The organism is Loktanella agnita (assembly GCF_046640325.1).
GTDB classification, from domain to species: Bacteria; Pseudomonadota; Alphaproteobacteria; order Rhodobacterales; family Rhodobacteraceae; genus Yoonia; species Yoonia agnita.
In genome coordinates, this window is the sequence record NZ_JBJMBF010000010.1 from 42,637 (window position 1) to 61,039 (window position 18,403).

An 18,403-nucleotide genomic window follows, 5' to 3' on the forward strand; every position below is an offset into this window, starting at 1 on the left:
GACAGGCTGTCAGGGCAACCAGCACGCCCCGCCGCCATGTGCCTTGCATACCCATGGTGATCAGTGTTTGACCTTTGACTATGCGTAGTCTTCATCTCACAAGACAGTTGTACTCTTTCGTCAAAATCGGTTCTCTGGTCTTATGACAACAGCATTGATCACACACGACGATTGTTACGACCATGTCACGCCGCCCGGCCATCCTGAACAGGTGGCCCGGCTGGATGCTGTTCTGGGCGCGCTGGAAGGGTTTGACCTAATGCGGGTCAAGGCGCCGATGGCGGCTGAGGATGATCTTCTGCGTGTGCATCCGAAATCCTATATTGCCACGATCCGCGATGCTGCCCCGGAGGCGGGTTGGCGGTCGTTGGATGCGGATACGCATATGTCTGTGGGTAGCTTGCAAGCCGCCTATCGTGCGGCGGGTGGCGCGGTGCGCGCTGTTGATATGGTTATGGCGGGTGAGGCGGCCAATGTCTTTGTCGCGACCCGCCCGCCGGGCCACCATGCAGAGCGTGAGACGGCGATGGGGTTTTGCCTTTTTGGCAATGTGGCGATTGCTGCGAAACATGCGCTGGACCATCACGGGCTGACCCGCGTCGCCATCGTGGATTTCGACGTGCATCACGGCAATGGCACACAGGATCTGGTGGAGGATGACGCCCGCATCCTGTTTTGTTCCACCCATCAGTCGCCGCTTTATCCGGGCACGGGCGCGGCGCATGAAACCGGGGTTGGCAATGTGCTGAATGTGCCTTTGCTGGGCGGGACCGGGTCGCAAGGGTTTCGCGCAGCCATGGAACAGCAGGTTCTGCCCCGTGTTGATGCGTTTGCTCCGCAACTTTTGCTGATCTCCGCCGGATTTGATGCACATGAAGCTGATCCATTGGCGGGTATGGAACTGACAACAGAGGATTTTAGCTGGGTGACAGGAAAACTCTGCGATCTGGCGGAAAAGCACTGTTCAGGCCGGGTGGTATCAGCGCTGGAAGGGGGCTATGACCTGCAGGCGCTGGGCGAGTCTGCTGCCGCCCATGTCGAGGTTTTGGAGGAAAGAGGCCGATGAGCGACATTGATGAAATGAGCTTTGAACAGGCGATCAAAGAGCTGGAAACCGTGGTTGGCCAGCTCGAACGCGGCGATGTGGCGCTGGATGAAAGTATTGCGCTTTATGAGCGTGGTGCCGCGCTAAAGGCCCGTTGCGAGGCGAAGCTGAAGGAGGCCGAAGAAAAGGTCGCCAAGATCACGTTGGGTGAGGGCGGTCAGCCTGCCGGGACTGCGCCACTGGATGCCTAAGCCGTTGGCCCAGTTTTCAGTAAAGGAACTGATTGATACGGACCGAAAGCCATTGCAAGCGGCATTGGACGGGGCGGTTGAGATCACGCATGGTCGTGTTGCAGCAGCTTTGGCCGGATTGAGCGGGCCAATACCAGAAGCGATGCTATATGCTGTCCTAGGCGGCAAGGCACTGCGGGCGTTCTTGGTTCTGGAAACGGCCAGATTGCATGGGTTTGGTGTGGCGCAAGCCGGTGCTGCCGCCGCGGCGATTGAATGCTTACATGCCTATTCTTTGGTCCATGATGATCTGCCTTGCATGGACGATGATGCGTTGCGGCGCGGTCAGCCTACCGTGCATGTGAAATGGGATGAGGCGACGGCGGTTCTGGTGGGGGATGCCTTGCAGGCGCTTGCATTCGCGCTGATTGCTGAAACAGGCTGTCCTGCCGAAGCGCGTCTGGTCTTGTCAGCGTCACTGGCCCATGCCGCTGGTGTGCGGGGCATGGTCGGCGGGCAGGCCGCAGATATTGCGGCAGAGACAGCAGCAGACCCGCTGACGCTGGATCAGATCACTGCATTGCAGACCGGAAAGACCGGCGCGCTGATCACCTGGTCGGCGGTGGCTGGTGCCCAGATGGCGCAGGCGGACATCAACAAGCTACACATCTATGGCGAATGTTTGGGCCTCGCTTTTCAGATTGCAGATGACATTCTGGATGTCGAAGGCGACGCTGCAGCTGTCGGCAAAGCCGTGGGCAAGGATGCGGCGGCGGGCAAGGCGACGTTTGTGTCACATCTGGGCCTTGATGGGGCGAAAAGCCGCGCGCGCGAACTGGTGCAAGAGGCGTGTGATGCCTTATCTGTCTATGGTGACGACGCAGAAACATTGAAAGAAGCGGCCCGATTTGTCATCGCGCGGACGCATTGAAGGAAGGGTCGCTATGTCAGACCACCCCACAACACCCGTTTTAGACCGCGTTCATACGCCTGATGACATGAAAACCATGTCGGACGCAGAGCTGCACCAGCTTGCGGATGAGCTGCGCGCTGAGACGATTTCAGCCGTCTCTGAAACCGGCGGACATTTGGGGGCTGGTTTGGGTGTGGTTGAGCTGACCGTGGCCTTGCATGCGGTTTTTGACGCGCCTAAGGATAAGATTATCTGGGATGTCTCGCATCAATGCTATCCGCATAAGATCCTGACCGGGCGGCGTGATCGTATCCGCACCCTGCGGACCGAAGGTGGGTTAAGCGGGTTCACTAAGCGGTCCGAGAGTCCCTATGACCCGTTCGGCGCGGCCCATTCCAGTACTTCGATCTCTGCCGCGCTGGGCTTTGCTGTCGCCCGCGATCTGGGCGGGCAGGGCGGTGACGCGATTGCGGTAATCGGTGACGGCGCGATGTCGGCTGGCATGGCCTATGAGGCGATGAATAATGCGGGCCACTTGGGTAAGCGGCTGATTGTCATCCTGAACGACAATGAAATGTCGATTGCGCCGCCCACCGGCGCGATGTCGTCTTATTTGTCGCGCCTTTACGCGGGTGCGCCGTTTCAGGAATTCAAGGCGGCGGCCAAGGGAGCAGTGTCATTGCTGCCGGAACCCTTTCGCGAGGGGGCGAAGCGCGCCAAGGATATTTTCAAACATATGACCGTGGGCGGTACCTTGTTTGAAGAACTGGGTTTTTCCTATCTGGGGCCGATTGATGGCCATGATATGGACCAGCTTTTGGCGGTGCTGCGCACGGTCAAGGCGCGCGCTGATGAGCCAATCCTGATCCATGCGATCACCAAAAAAGGCAAGGGCTATGGCCCGGCAGAGGCGGCGACCGACAAGGGCCATGCCACGGCCAAATTTGACGTGATCACCGGCAAACAGAAAAAGACGCCCAGCAATGCACCCTCTTACACGTCGGTGTTCGCCGAGGCGCTAATCGCACAGGCGGCAGATGATCCCAAGATTGTCGCGGTCACGGCGGCGATGCCTGATGGGACCGGGCTGAACCGGTTCATGGACCGTTTTGCCAGCCGCTGTTTTGATGTGGGAATCGCAGAACAACACGCGGTGACATTCAGTGCCGGGATGGCTGCAGGCGGACTGCGCCCGTTCTGTGCGCTTTATTCAACGTTTCTACAGCGCGGTTACGATCAGGTTGTGCATGATGTAGCGATCCAGCGATTGCCTGTGCGCTTTGCCATCGACCGTGCTGGTTTGGTCGGGGCGGATGGGGCGACCCATGCGGGATCTTATGATGTGGCCTATCTGGCCAATTTGCCTGGCTTCGTGGTGATGGCGGCGGCGGATGAGGCCGAGCTTGTGCGCATGGTCGCGACCGCTGCAGCGTACGATGACGGCCCGATTGCCTTTCGATTTCCACGTGGTGAAGGTGTGGGCGTCGAGATGCCCGAAAACCCCGCGCCGTTGGAAATCGGCAAGGGGCGCATGATCCGCGAAGGAGCGCAGGTGGCGATCCTGTCTTTTGGCACGCGGCTGCAAGAGGTGATGCAGGCCTGCGAAACGCTTGCGGCCAAGGGGATCACCCCCACTGTGGCTGACGCACGCTTTGCCAAGCCGCTGGACCGCGATCTGATCCTGAAATTGGCGACCACACACGAGGCGCTGATCTGCGTTGAAGAGGGCGCTGTGGGCGGCTTTGGCAGCCATGTGGCGCAATTGCTGGCCGATGAGGGTGTGTTCGACCATGGCTTGAAGTTCCGGTCGATGGTTCTGCCCGATATTTTCATTGATCAGGCGTCGCCAAAGGCGATGTATGATGTTGCCGGCCTGAATGCCGGGGACATCACGGCAAAGGTGCTGGAGGTGCTGGGTGTGGCGCAGATTGGTGCGCAAAGCGCGTGATCGGTTCCAGTTCTACACGTAAAATTCGTTAAGGAAGCGTTAAAAAACGGGGCGGGGCCGATCACATAATCGGCCTGGCTCGCGGCGCGCACGTTAGTGCGCTGATTTTACGTTGCAATATTGTTTCAGCAGATATGGCGATTTTGCGCCTGAGTAGGGCCGTTCGCGTCGGAATATCTTGAAGCATTGTTAATATGCTGCAAGGAATGCTGTAGGTTGTTTTGCTGGGAAATTAAGAAATGTCGCATTCAATACAAGCGTTTGCAGCGGGTTCACGACGCGCGTCACTATTGAGCACAACCGCGATCGCTTGCGGCATTGTCATGGTGTTTGGGCTTGGCACGGCCCGCGCCGAAGATCTGACTTGGGATAGTGATCCCGGAACTACTGGCATTCAAAGCGGCGACGGTGATTGGGCCGAAGGCGGCCCCAACCAAAACTGGCAGACAGGTGGCGGGAGCAACACCAGTTTTAACAATGGCGATACCGTCACTTTTGGTGCTGCCGGCGGCGGTATGATTGCGCTGCAGGAAAATGTCGCGCCGGGTTCGATCACGTTCGATGTGGATGGCTACACGATCGACAGTGCTGACACAAATAACCAAATCGAGGTGCATGGGCCGGATGTTGAGATCAGTGTGTCCGGTGGAACATCAACGATTGCGGCAGGGATCTCGAACAAGAGCACTATTACTGTAGTTGGCGGCGGCACATTGGTCTTGAGCGGGACCAATACCGATGAGGGTACGGCTGTGGCAGGCTTTTACGACGTTCAAGATGGCACGCTAGAGATCAGTGGGTCCACCGCGAGCGAGGATACCATCCGGGTCACCAATTCGGATGGAAGTCTGGATATCAATGATGGAGGTGAGGTCGGCGGCAATGTGAGCATGACCGCGAATGGCAGTATCGACAATGTCGGCACCGTTGATGGCAATGTGATCCTGTCCGACGGTGAGTTCACGAATGGTGATACTCCCGGCTTTGATACTGGCGCTGTGGAAGGCACTGTAACGCTCAGTGGCTCAGGCGCCGAGTTTGTAAACAATCAGGGTAGCGCGGTAAACGGGCAGGTGACCGTAAACGACGGAGAACTTTCAGCCAGTGGCGGCAGCTTTGCCGATATTCTGGTGGATGGCGGCACGATGGCCGTCTCTAATGATACTCAGGCGAATGTGGTGAGGATCGAGAGCGGGAACCTCGACATTTTGGTCGGCCAAGAACTGGATGCGACGCTGAACGTCGCAGGCGGCGAAGTGGAAAACTTCGGCACGATGAATGGCACGGTGACGCTGGACGACGGTGACTCAGATCCAGCGACGGGCGGGACACTGATTGGCCGTGGCGGGGACTTCGAAGATGTCGTTGTCAATGACGGGACATTCGGTGTCAAAGCTGACACGCAAGCCGATAATGTCACAAATGCTGGCGGTGAAGTCCTGATCGAGACGGATGGTGTCACGCTGACCGCAGATTTCAACCAGACAGGTGGCGAAACACGCGTTGCTGATAAGGGTACACTGACAGACACCGACGGCGTTGTGACGATCAGCGGGGGCGAGTTGCAGAACAATGGCGGAGGTACTGTCACTAGCGACGTCGCTGTCAGCGGCGGCACCCTGACTGCCAGCGGTGGCAGCTTCGGTGGCAATGTCAGTATCAGCGGTACAGGGACATTCAATCTCGACGGTTCGGCCACTGTCGGCATCATCACAATGACCGGCGGCGACATCGACATCAATGGCTCCTACACGCTGACGACCGATCTGGAACAGAGCGGCGGGACAACAACCGTCGATTTCGAGGGTAGGCTTGTCGATACGAGTGGTACCGTGGATCTGTCCGGCGGCACGCTGATCAACCAGGGGACCGTCGCTGACGACATCGAGCTAACCGGGGATGCCACGCTGGTCGCGGATGGCGGTGTCTTTGATGGTGACATCACGATGCTGAGCGTCGATACCGTTTTTGATGTGAACAAATCGACCACAATTGCCGCGCCTGTCACCGTCACCGAGGGTACGGTGAATATCAACGGCACGTCGACGCTGACCAATGATATCGACCTGGGCAACGGCACGGTGAATGTCGGGGCGGATGCGACGCTGAACGATGCGGACGGTATGAACCTGGTCGCGGGCACGCTGGCGAATGCTGGTACCGTGACCGGGCAGGTCACTGTTTCGGACGGCGGATCGCTGGATATCGCGGGCGGTACATTCACCAATGATGTGCTGGCCAATGGCGGCAATATTCTGATCTCAGAGGATACGACCCTCGATCTGACCAATAACGGATCGGATATCGTGATCGAATCCGGCGATACGCTGACCGATGACGTGGAAAATAACAGCGGGACCATCACCTCGGCCGGGACGATCAACGGGACATTGAACATCACGGGCGGGACCGTCACGCAGAACGAAGCCGATCCGGGTGACCCGGTGGGCGGCGTAACCGGTGCGGTCACGGTCAGCGGCACCGGTCAACTGATTGCCAATAGCGGTGAGTTCGGCGCAGGGATCACGGCAGCGCTCGATGGCGACGTGGAGATCGACGGCGAGGTCACAGGCGACGTGACGAATGACGGCGGCACGGTGGCCATCACCGGAACCGGCGTTCTGGACGGCGATCTGACCAACGATGACGGCAATGCCGAAATTCAGACGAACGGTCAGCTGGATGGCGATCTTTTCGTGAATGGTGGCAACGTCACCACCGATGGCACGATCACTGGCAACGGGGCAGATGCAAGCGCTGTGGTGATTGCTGACGGCACGCTGACGACCACGGGCGGCAGCATCATTCAGGATACAACGACTGTTTCGGGCGGCACCCTGCAGGCCAATGGAGGTAATTTTGACGGGGCGGGGATCGACGCGGATGATGGTAACGTCAACATCGATGGCGAAGTGGAGGGCGCCGTCAGTATCGATGAGACTGCCAACCTGTCGATCACGGACATCGGCAATCTTGACGGCAATGTCACGATGGAGGCGACCTCGACCGTTGCAGCCACGAATGACGGGGTGATCGACGGTGCGGTCTTTGCCAACGGTGGGACGTTCCAGAATAACGGAACGATCGACGGAACTGGTGCAGACAATGCGGTGGTCGTAAGAGGCGGTACTTTTTCGAACAACACGAGTAGCGGTGCGATCACGGGCAATGTCGCGGTGGAAGACGGTATTTTCAACGCCAACGGCGGTTCGGTGTCCGGTGATACAGTCGTGACCGGTTCGGGTGCATTTAACGTGACAGCAAGCTCTGCGGGAAATGTCATCAACGGCACGCTCGGCGGCGGTGCCCCGACCGGTGGTACGGTGACTGTGAATGCAGATCAGACCCTGACAGGGAATGTGATCACCCATTCCGGCGACACGACCGTCAATGGGACGATCGGAGGGACGCTTGATCTCAATGGTGGGACGGCTGTCACCAATGCTGACAGCGCGGTGACCGGGCTTGTCTTTGTGGCGGGCGGAACGCTCACCGCGAATGGCGGTACATTTGGTCAGGGCATTCTCGCGACCGGCGGAAACACGAATGTCGAGAGCGCGATCACGATCACCTCGGGCGCGCTGACAAGCGGAGACGGCACTGTCGCGATTGGTACAGACGGGATCGTGAACGGCAGTGTCGCCACCAACAATGACAATGGTGGTGCCGAGAACGCTTCGATTGAAAACAACGGCACGATCACCGGCGCCGTGACTGTCGGTGCAGGCGAGGTGACCAATCTGGGCCAGATGCAGAATGGGTTCACGATTGACGACGGAACATTATCGCTTGAAGGTACCGGTTCAATCACCGGGGCTGGCACCGTCAACGAAGACGGGACCTTTCAGGTTTCTGGCGGCATGTTCAGCGATGGTGTCGACAATGACGGCGGCGAGATCCAGATCATCGGCAATGCCACGGGCGATATCCGTAATGATGACGGCAATGCCGAGATCAATCCGGGCGTGACCTTGACCGGTGATGTAACCAACGGTGCCGATGGCGTCTTTGATCTGGCAACCGCAGCGGCCACAGCTGGGACGATCAATGGCACGCTGACCAATAATGGTGGTACCGCAAACCTGGACGGCACAATTGTCGGTCAGACGCTCAATACAGGTTCAACGGCTCAGATGAGTGTAGCGTCGGGGGATACGGCCAATTTCGGGATAACGCCTGCGGCCGGACTGACGAATTCGGGCGGTGCGACGTTGACAGTAAATGGCACTGTCTCTGGCACAATCAGCAACGAAGAAACGGGTAACATCGCACTTGATGGCGGCACTGTTGCCGCAGGTAGCGTGCTTGCGAATGTGGGTAATGTCAGTGTGAGCGGGCTCTCCTCATTATCGAATGGCACTGTGCAAAACAGTGGTACGTTCACTGTTGGTAGTGATTCCATCCTGCCTGAGACTTTCACCTCTACCGCCACTGGCTCGCTGACCAACCTTGACGGCGGCATGATGAATATTGCGAGATCGGGTATTCTCGACGCGCAGAATTTCACCAATGAAGGTGGTGGTGAGATCGCGCTGTACGGACGCATCGAGAACGCTATGACCAACGCTGGCACGTTGCTGTTCTTCGGTGATGATGTGTCGGACGATGGCCGATTGGCCGGTGAGGTGACCAACGCCACCACGGGTGTGATCACGCTTGGTAGTGGCGAGCTGAATTTTGGCGGGGGCTTGGTCAACAACGGGACAGTCAATGTGTCCGAGGCATCTTCTGAATTGGGCGATGTGGTTGCGATTGATGGCGGGCTTAGCGGTGAGGGCACCTTTGTTCTGGATATCAATCTGGCGCTTACGGATCCGGATAATGCAGCGGATTATGTGCAAGTTACAAACGGCGCGGCGACGGGTAATTTCACACTCGCATTTAACGTCACTGGCAGCGGCGCTGAACCTGTTGGCGGCGTTCTCGTCTTCGATGTGGAAGATGGGCAGGCGAACACTGTGGAGCTTACGGCGTTGAATTTGCCCTCGGGTGGTGAAGCTGTGCTTTATCAACTGTCCCAAGGGGAGGGTGGCGACTGGTTCGTTGGTAGCAGTATCAACCCGGCCATCGGTGGGCTCGCCGGTTCAGTGGTGTTGACGCAGTCGCTGATTGGTTCTGTGATTAACCGACCATCAAGCCCCTTTGTCAGCGGTCTGGCCTATGATGATCCGGACCCATGCGGTGCCGGGGTCTGGACGCGCGCAATTGGCGGTGAAGCTGATTCCAGTGGTGAGCTGACAAGTGCGAGCGGAAATCTGGACTATCGCGGTGAGGTTTCCGCCACCTATGCCGGTTTCCAGGCTGGCGGCGATATCGCCTGCTTCAACGGTTATTTTGATGGTTGGGATATTTCCTTTGGGGGGATTGCGGGGCTCAACCAAGGGTCCACCGAACAGCCCGTATTCGAACTTTCGTCCCGTGGTGGCGGGGGCGACGCACTTACTTTCGAACAGACCGATGTGCAGTCCAGCGTTACGAAATCCGATTTTGACCAGAAATACGGGGGTGTGTACCTGACCGGTGCCAATGGTGGTTTCTCTGTTGATTTGCAGTACCGGTTTGAACAGACTGATTTTACCGCCAGCAATATCGGCCTGGGTGGTCTGGCAGGGATCGGATTGACGGAAAGCGAATTCGCGAGCACTGCGCAGACGTTCAGCGGTTCTGTCAGCTATGCGATGCCGCTGGGGCGAAGTGATTTCACGTTCGTTCCGACATCAGGTTTTGCCTATACGGGCGTTGAGACAGACACGATCTACCTTGATGACGGCAGTACGGTAGATGTGCAGGATTTCACCTCTGAAACTGTCTTTGTCGGGGGCACGCTGTCGCGCACCCGGTTCGGTGGCGACAACGTTTCTGCGCTGACGCAGTTCGGTACGGTATCCTATTATCGCGACCTTGCAGACGCGCCGATTTCGATTTTTGACGATGCCGACAGTGATGAAGAAGACCTGCGCGAAATCACGACAGAAAACCTGCAAACCTATACAGAGTTCAGCGCCGGTGTGAACTACCTGCGGATTCTGCCGGTTGATGCGCCGCTGGGGGCCAAGCAGCTGACAGCAAGTCTGCGCGGTGATCTGCGCAATAGCGACCAGTTGGAAAGCTGGGGCTTGACCGGACAGCTGCGCGTGCAGTTCTGATGTATACCGGAAGTCCTGCCTTGACCCTGTTGGGCCAAGGTTCCAGACTTGCCGCGGTGGGGGTGTCTGTAGCATCCGTGGCGCAATAAATTGATTGGATTATCATGTCTTGGTTCAGCAAAGTCGCTTGGAAAGAAGGGCTTTTTCTTCAGCCGCAACATCTTCAGCAAAGCGACCGCTATCTTGAAAAGCTGATCCAGAGCCGGACCGATGTAATCACGCCCTATCCTTGGGGTTTGGTGGAAATGACGATTGATCGCGACATGGCGCAGCAGGGCCGTCTGGGCCTGCGCACAGTCGTGGGAATCATGCCCGATGGCACGCCTTTTGATGCGCCGAATGCCGGTGAATTGCCTGCCCCGGTCGAAGTTCCCGATGATGCCAAAGGGCTATATCTGTGGCTGACCCTGCCGGACCTGAGCCAGAATGGACGCGACGTGGGCCTTGGCCCCGATGCGGCGACCACCCGGTATTTGTTGTCATCCGATGCGGTGGCCGACAATGCCTCTGCCACGCGGGTAGAGCATCAGATTGAAACTGCGGTACCCCGGTTGGAACTGGATATCCGTAAATCTGCCAAGCCCGGTTACCAATGCGTGCGACTTGCCCGGATCAATGAGGTCCGTGATGGGGTGATTTCACTGGATGATACGGTGCCCCCGCCGGCGCTGGTTCTGACCGTTCATCCGGTGATCGAAGGCTATCTGAGCCGCGTGATTGGCTGGATGGAGGCGAAGCTGGGCAGCTTGGCCCGCTATGCTTCTGACCCGTCCGCTGGTGGGGGTATGCAGGCGACGGATTATCTGATGCTGATGGTTTTGAACCGTGAAATCACGGTTCTGCGGCATCTGACACATGGGCGGGCGGTACATCCTGAACGGCTGTATGAAAAGCTGATCGGTTTGGCGGGTGAGCTGTCGACCTTTGACAATGGCGAACGCATGGCGCGGGAATATAAACCCTATGACCATGGTGATCTGAAGGCGACGTTTACCCCGGTGGTGCAGGATATCCAGCGCCTGCTTAGCCGTGATGTGGGCCGGGCGACCCGCCTGGACCTGCGGCAAGTCCGCCAGAACTCTTTCCTGGCCGAGGTGCAGGACCGCAATCTGTTCCGCGATGCGACCTTCGTCATCGAAGTGGAGGCGAACAAATCCCTGACCCAAGTGCAGCAACAATTCCCTGAACTGTGCAAGGTCGGCCCCAACACCCGTATGTCGGAGATCGTCAAGAACAACTTGCCCGGCATCGGTCTTGTGCATTTGCCTAATCCGCCCCGGCAGATCAGAGTGATGTCGAGCAATGTCTACTTCCTGTTGGATAAAAAGACCCCGCTTTGGCAGGAATTTTCCATGGCACCTGCCATCGGGATGCATTTCGCAGGCGACTGGCCTGAGCTGAAGCTGGAGCTTTGGGCGATACCGGAGAAAGCGTGATGTCCGATGATGACAGTGACAAGACAGTCTTTGGTGTGCCGCTGCCGGGCGCGCGCCCCAAGCCGCCTGCGGATAATGATCGGACTGTGATTGGCGGGGCGCTGCCCCCGTCGCAGCCGCATCCTGTCCTGCGCCCGACCCCGCAGGGAGGCAACACTTGGCTGGGCGGCGCTGTTCAGCAGCCACCGGCAGGGGGGATGGGGCGACCGGACCAGCAATCGGATGGGTTCTTTCCTGATCTGCCCGGCAACGCGCCCGCGTCTGCCCCGTTGCAGACCCCCCGCATTTCCCTGCAAGAGGCCCTGCGCGCCAAAGGATTGGGCAAGGGCGGTCCGGCGAATCCACTGCTGGCTGCTGCGGCGAACCTGCTGATCCTGTTCGGCCGGTTGCGCACCGGCATGGTCGAGATGCAGGCCCAGCCGTTGATGGAACATGTCACCCGCGAGCTGGACCAGTTTGAACCGAACGCCATCGGGCGCGGCGCTGACCCGCATGAGGCACAGGTCGCGAAATACGCGCTCTGCGGTACGGCTGATGACATCGTGCAGAACTTGCCCGGCGCGGACCGAGGCGTGTGGATTCAGTATTCGATGGTCGCCCGCTTTTTCCAGCGGCGCGATTCAGGGGTTGGTTTCTTTCAAGAGGCTGAAAAGGCGATGCAGGCCCCGGGCCAGCGGTTCAACCTGCTGGAGCTGATGCTTGTCTGTCTGTCGCTTGGTTTCGAAGGGCAATATCGGACAGCGCCAAACGGGGCGGTTGAACTGGCTCGCATCAGATCGGCCATTTACGAAACCCTGCGCCGGGTGAAGCCGCGCCCGGACGAAGATATCTCGCATAGTTGGATGCCGGTGCTGCTGGGTGGGCGGCGAAAATTCGGCGGCGTGCCGATCTGGGTATTTGCCGGGGTCGCTGCGGCATTAGTGTTGGGGACTTTCGTCACTCTGTCGACCCTGATCAACCGCGATGCCAAGGCAGTGTCGGCCAGCTTGGTAGAAATGCATCCCAATGTGGACCGGATCACGCTGTTGCGCACCGCTCCGATTCAGACGTTCACGCCACCTCCGCCTGATACGAGTCAGTTGGACCGCATCCAAGACATGTTGTCTGACCAGATCGCCAATGGCGCAGTCGAGGTGGGCGAAAAAGGCGATTATATTTTCATACGTGTCGGGAATGCGCTGTTGTTCAATTCAGGCAGCGCCGAGGTAAAGCCCGCCTTCCGCGAAGTTGCGGGGATCATCATCAACGTCTTGAATGCCGAAGATGGGCCAGTACGTGTGTTGGGCTATACCGATGATGTCGGTCAGGCCAGCAACAACCAGGCGCTGTCGGTCAGGCGCGCCGAAGGGGTGGCCACGATCCTGCGCGCGGGGCTGCAAGGGCCGGAGTGCGTCAGAGAGACGATTACAGCCACTACGCCGGATGGACAGCAGGTCGAAGTCTTGCTGAACAATGATGACCCCGATTGCGTCAACCCCGCCGACCGGCTGACCGTCGAAGGCATGGGAGAGGCTGATCCGATTGGCGACAATACCACCCCCGAAGGCCGCGCGCTGAACCGCAGAGTCGAAGTCCTGCTGGCCCAGGAGGGCACGTTTTGAATATCTTTGCCAGAGTTTTCCGGATGTTGCGTTGGCGTCCCTGGATGAAAGTGCCGTTGCTGATCCTTGGTCTGATCGGTCTTGTACTGGGGATCTGGATTGGTCTGCCAATGATCGGCTGGCCGCCGCTGTCCACGATCTGGTTGCGGGCGCTGCTGACTGTGCTGGTGATCGGCCCAATCCTGATCATGCAAATTCTGCGTTGGCGCAAACGTCGCGCGGCGGCGCGTGAGCTTGAAAACGCACTGACCCCGGCAGAGCCCGAAGGTGACGGTGCGGTGCTGACAGAGCGTATGAACGACGCATTGGTCACGCTGAAAAAATCGGGCGGTGCTTCTTATCTTTATGATTTGCCTTGGTATGTGATCATCGGCCCGCCCGGTGCCGGGAAAACAACGGCGCTGCGCAATTCGGGTATCGAATTCCCGCTGTCCAATGCAGATGATGCTGGTGTGGTGTCGGGTTTTGGCGGGACACGCTATTGCGATTGGTGGTTTGCCGAAGATGCGATCCTGATCGACACGGCGGGGCGCTATACAACGCAGGACAGCGACAAGACCGCCGATGAAAGCAGTTGGCAGTCTTTCCTTGAATTGCTTAAGAAATCGCGGCCCAACCAGCCGATCAATGGTGTCATTCTCGCGTTTTCTATCGAAGACATGATGACAGCCACGCCCGAAGAGCTGACCCGCCATTCCGAGATCGTGCGCGCCCGGCTGGCCGAGGTGCACGAAAAGCTGCGGATTGATTTTCCTGTCTATGTGCTTTTTACAAAATGCGACCTGATTTCAGGTTTCCGCGAGTATTTCAGCAGTTTCAGCGTAAACCGGCGCAAAGGTGTCTGGGGCGTGACCTTTCAGACCAAGGACCGCAAGGCCCAGACCCATGAACAGGTGCCCGACGAATTCGACAAGCTGGTGTCACGCCTGTCTGATGAAATCATCGACCGGCTGACCGAAGAGCCCGATGGTATCAGCCGCATCGCCATCTTTGGCCTTCCCGGCCAAATGGCGCTGTTGCGCGACAATGTTTCGGACTTCCTGCGCCGCGTGTTTGAGCCGACCCGCTACAAGACCAGCGCGATCCTGCGGGGGTTCTATTTTACCTCGGGCACCCAAGAGGGCACGCCGATTGACCAGGTGCTGGGGGCGATGGCGGGCAATGATCAGGCCGCTGGGGCCTTTGCTCCCGCTTTCATGTCCGGTCAGGGCAAGAGCTTTTTTCTATACGACCTGCTGCGAAAGGTCATCTTTGAAGAACGTGATTGGGTCAGTCACGATGTGCGCGCCGTGCGGCGTACGCAGATCCTACGTGCCTTTGGCCTCTCGGTGATTGGTCTGACGACGGTGGCGGCGCTGACCGTTTTTGGCGTCAGCTTTTGGCAGAACCGCGCATTGGTGCAGACCGCCCAGACAGAGGCGCGTGCCTATGAAATTCAGGCGCAGGACGAGCTTGCGAAGACAGAGATCGACGATCGTGATCTTGCCCCGATCCTGCCCCATCTACAGCGCATGCGGATGATGCCCGCCGGTTTTGGCGATGACGCGATGGCGACACGCTGGCAGAAATTTGGCTTGGGTCAGCGGGGGCGCATTCAGGCATCGGCGACTGATGCTTATGCAGATTCGCTGGAAACCATGCTGCGTCCGCGTCTGATTTTGGATGTTGAAAACCGGCTGCCGCAATTGCGCGCCGATGGTGAACCGTCAGAGATTTATCGCGCGCTCAAGGTCTATATGCTGCTTGCTGGACAGGGTGCCCGCAATGATGATGAGGCGGTAAAGCTGTGGTTTGACGAAATTTGGCGTGCCGAATTCGGCGCTTTCAACGAATTCAACCAACGCGAACAATTGACCGCCCATCTGGACGCCATGCTGTCGCTGGACGACACCCGAGATATTTCAGTACCGATTGATGACGAGGCGATCAGGCTGGCCCGCAATGCCATCGTCCGTATGTCACTGGCTGATCAGGCTTATGCGATTATCTCGGACCGGGCGCGGGCCAATGCGGGGCTAGAGGACCTGAGCCTGATTGACATGGCCGGCAGCGAGGCGCGCATCGTCTTTGTGACCCGTGACGGGTCCGATCTGTCGCAGGTCGGGGTGCCGGGATTGTTCACCTATGAAGGCTACTGGAGCTATTTCTTTGACCAGCTCAGCCAAATTGGTCAGGCGCTGGAAGACGATAAATGGGTGTTGGGGGAACAGGCGGACGCGGTCAATTATGACGAGCAACTGGCCGGGTTGGAACGCGCCGTGCATCTGCGTTATCAGCGTGAATTCGAAGCCGCGTGGGAAAACATGTTTGACCAGTTTGAACTGGCAAATCTGTCCGCCGATAAGCCGCGCTATGACACGCTGGGCGTGGCCGCATCGCCTGTGTCGTCACCGCTTTTGCTGCTCGCGCGGGAAGTGGATGCGCAAACCTATCTGGTGCGCGAAATCGAAGAACTGGCCGAGCTGGGCCCTGAAGCGTTGGCCACTGGTAATGTCAGTGGTGATGTGGGGCAGCAGGTCTTTTCACGGTTTCGCAGCCGGTCCAGCGGCATCCAGCGGATCTTGGTGGATTCGATGTCTAGCAAAAGTCAGGCGCGGGTGAACGGCACTGCCGAAACCCCGACCCGCGATGTGGAACGGCTGACCGAACAATTTGCAAAATGGCATGACCTGATGTCAGGGCCACAAGGCCAGCGCCCGATTGATGTGGTGCTTGGCAATTTGCAGGCGCTGCATGAGAATTTTCGCATTGCGCAATCAAGCCCGGCGGCGGCTGGTTTTTTGCCGCAGTTGATCAGTAATCTGACGGTGCAAACCTCGCGCCTGCCCGACAAGATGGCTGAGTTCATGTTGCATGCAGAAGAGGATTTCCGCAACGAAACCAGCAATGCCACGATTGAAGAAATGAACGCGGTTCTGAACCGCGACATCGCCTTTACCTGTCAGGAAGCGATTGCGACCTCATATCCCTTTGCCAATACCAGCCGACAACTGGCCTTGTCAGAGTTCGGGCGCTTTTTCTCGCCCGGTGGGGAGTTGGACCGTTTCTTTAATGAATATCTGGCAGAGCATGTGACGCGTACGGCAGACGGCCTGCAAATCCGGCCTGGCAGCGCATTGGCCGACCGGCTGTCGCCCAATGCAATCCGCCAGTTTGACCGTGCCGAACGCATCCGTCGCGCCTTTTTCGGGTCTGGGGGGACGTCACCAGAGGTCGCGGTCACTGTGCGCTATGTCAGCGGTCACAGCTCTATCGACGAAGTCCAGATCATGGTGAATGGTGAATTCAAGGTCACCGGACCCAGAGCACCCGCGGTGACATTCAACTGGCCCGAAACCGGGACCCAAAGTCAGGTTGTGATCTTTCCGGCGAATGGAAGTCGTGAAACCGGCATTGCGGGCAAAACCGGTCCTTGGTCCATTATTGATCTGATGCAGAAGGCGCAGCGCAATCCGCGCGGGAATGCGGTTGATCTGACCTATCAGATCGGCGGGCGGTCGGTCACGCTGGAATTTACCTTTAACGCCATCAACAATCCTTTCACGATGCCAGAGTTGCAACAGTTTAGCTGTCCGCAAAGTGTGGATTGACGCATGACTGGCGCGCCGCATAGCCATGAAGAGCTTACAGGCCTTTTTGCTGGGTTCTACGGCAAGCATCCGCATTTTGGCGATTTCGTCACGGCGGGTCTGTCATCTGCGGCTTCTGCTCATCTGGAACGCTGGCTGAACCTGATCCTACCGGAACTGCGGGACGGTGTCGCTGACACATGGGAGGCGCATTATGATGCCGCCCCGGTCATGCGGATTTGGATCGGCCCGGCCCTGATCCCCGAAGGCCGTGGGTTTTGCGGAACCCTGTCAGCAGCACGTGACAAAGTAGGTCGCCGCTTTCCACTGCTGGCCGGGGTGGAAGGGGCTGCAATTGATCCGCCTGCTGTTGATCCTTCTCAGGATTTTTACGACCAGATTGATGCATTCCTGACGGATTATGTCCGAGGGGATGAAGACGCGCGTGGTTTGGCGCAGACGTTTGCGTCCGCCATTTTACCTGTCGTGACCCCGGCTGATCCTTTGATGGCCACAGATTTCTGGGCGGCGCGGCAGGATGGCGATGCGGCCCGGCTTTGGTCTGATGTGGCAGAGGCTGACCGGATGAGGTCCGCCGCACATCGCACATATATCTGGCGCACCGCGCCGCATGGGTCTGCGCTTTATGTCACTGACGGGTTGCCGGGGGCGGCTGTGCTGGCCTGGTTGATGGGCGCACCCTTTACGCCGCCCGGGCAAGAGGGGGCGTAGACGGATATGAGCGTACAGACCGAGCATTTTCTGATCGAAACCGGCGGTGCTACCGACACCGGGCGGGTCCGTGACCATAATGAAGACAGCTATCTTACCAAGCCGGAATTTGGCGTTTGGGTTGTGGCCGATGGGATGGGCGGACATGCTGCGGGCGATTTCGCCAGCCAGACCATCGTGGCGGAGCTTGGCTCTATCGGTTTTGCCAGTTCGGGCGAAGATCTACAGGCGCGTTTCATGGAGCGTTTGGGACGGGCGCATAACCGCATCGTCGATCACGCGGCGTCACTGGGCGGTGGCACGGTTGGTGCGACGTTGGTCGCGCTTTTGGTGCATGACACGGAATATATCTGCGTCTGGTCCGGTGACAGCCGGATCTATCGTTGGCGCAACGGTGAACTGACCCAACAAACCAGCGACCACACCGAAGTGCGCGAATTGCTTGAGGCCGGGCTGATTTCGGCTGAAGAGGCGGAAAACTGGCCACGGAAGAATGTAATCACACGCGCCATTGGCGTATCGGACAGGCCAAATTGCGATGTGACCAGCGCCACTCTGGAAGCAGATGATATGTTCCTGCTGTGCTCTGACGGGCTGACCGAACACAACAACGACGCGGATCTGGCACAGGCTATGGCGTCGGGTCTGGAGCCGCAGGCGATTTGCAATGGGTTGATCGCGCAGACCTTGGATCGTGGGGCAAAGGATAACGTGACCGCAATCGTGATGCGCTGCGTCGCGGCGGAATACGTCATGCCTGCGTTCGATTTCGAAGGGTAGCCG

10 protein-coding genes are annotated in these 18,403 nt (G+C 58.3%); all 10 read left to right on the top strand.

The window, feature by feature from the left end:
• The first annotated feature begins 142 nt into the window (after nucleotides 1-142).
• On the top strand, nucleotides 143-1,066 hold the full coding sequence (locus tag ACJ5NV_RS12605) for a histone deacetylase family protein (RefSeq protein WP_411644189.1): 924 nt from the start codon (nucleotides 143-145) through the stop codon (nucleotides 1,064-1,066).
• Nucleotides 1,063-1,296 (top strand): exodeoxyribonuclease VII small subunit, encoded by a 234-nt coding sequence (locus ACJ5NV_RS12610; RefSeq protein WP_411644191.1) that lies wholly within the window; start codon nucleotides 1,063-1,065, stop codon nucleotides 1,294-1,296. The genes ACJ5NV_RS12605 and ACJ5NV_RS12610 overlap by 4 nt, the downstream gene beginning before the upstream one ends.
• Nucleotides 1,289-2,206, top strand: a complete 918-nt coding sequence (locus tag ACJ5NV_RS12615) for a polyprenyl synthetase family protein (protein ID WP_411644193.1) — start codon at nucleotides 1,289-1,291, stop codon at nucleotides 2,204-2,206. Before ACJ5NV_RS12610 ends, ACJ5NV_RS12615 begins: the two co-directional genes overlap by 8 nt.
• Before the next feature lie 13 nt (nucleotides 2,207-2,219).
• Complete coding sequence (gene dxs, locus ACJ5NV_RS12620; RefSeq protein WP_411644195.1) at nucleotides 2,220-4,136, top strand: 1-deoxy-D-xylulose-5-phosphate synthase; 1,917 nt, start codon at nucleotides 2,220-2,222, stop codon at nucleotides 4,134-4,136.
• Nucleotides 4,137-4,426: 290 nt separating this feature from the next.
• Nucleotides 4,427-10,282 carry a beta strand repeat-containing protein gene (locus tag ACJ5NV_RS12625; RefSeq protein WP_411644197.1) on the top strand — a complete coding sequence of 1,952 codons (5,856 nt, stop codon included), beginning with the start codon at nucleotides 4,427-4,429 and terminating at the stop codon, nucleotides 10,280-10,282.
• Between the two features lie 104 nt (nucleotides 10,283-10,386).
• Nucleotides 10,387-11,718 carry a type VI secretion system baseplate subunit TssK gene (gene tssK, locus ACJ5NV_RS12630; RefSeq protein ID WP_411644199.1) on the top strand — a complete coding sequence of 444 codons (1,332 nt, stop codon included), beginning with the start codon at nucleotides 10,387-10,389 and terminating at the stop codon, nucleotides 11,716-11,718.
• Complete coding sequence (icmH, locus tag ACJ5NV_RS12635; RefSeq protein ID WP_411644201.1) at nucleotides 11,718-13,319, top strand: type IVB secretion system protein IcmH/DotU; 1,602 nt, start codon at nucleotides 11,718-11,720, stop codon at nucleotides 13,317-13,319. The genes tssK and icmH overlap by 1 nt, the downstream gene beginning before the upstream one ends.
• A gap of 23 nt (nucleotides 13,320-13,342) precedes the next feature.
• The gene (gene tssM, locus ACJ5NV_RS12640) at nucleotides 13,343-16,909 is read left to right on the top strand and encodes a type VI secretion system membrane subunit TssM (protein ID WP_411644203.1); all 3,567 of its coding nucleotides are present in this window, start codon (nucleotides 13,343-13,345) and stop codon (nucleotides 16,907-16,909) included.
• 3 nt (nucleotides 16,910-16,912) lie between these two features.
• Complete coding sequence (tagF, locus tag ACJ5NV_RS12645; RefSeq protein WP_411644204.1) at nucleotides 16,913-17,620, top strand: type VI secretion system-associated protein TagF; 708 nt, start codon at nucleotides 16,913-16,915, stop codon at nucleotides 17,618-17,620.
• Nucleotides 17,621-17,626: 6 nt separating this feature from the next.
• Entirely contained in the window at nucleotides 17,627-18,400 is a 774-nt protein-coding gene (locus ACJ5NV_RS12650) for a PP2C family protein-serine/threonine phosphatase (protein WP_411644206.1), read from the top strand.
• Nucleotides 18,401-18,403: the final 3 nt, after the last annotated feature.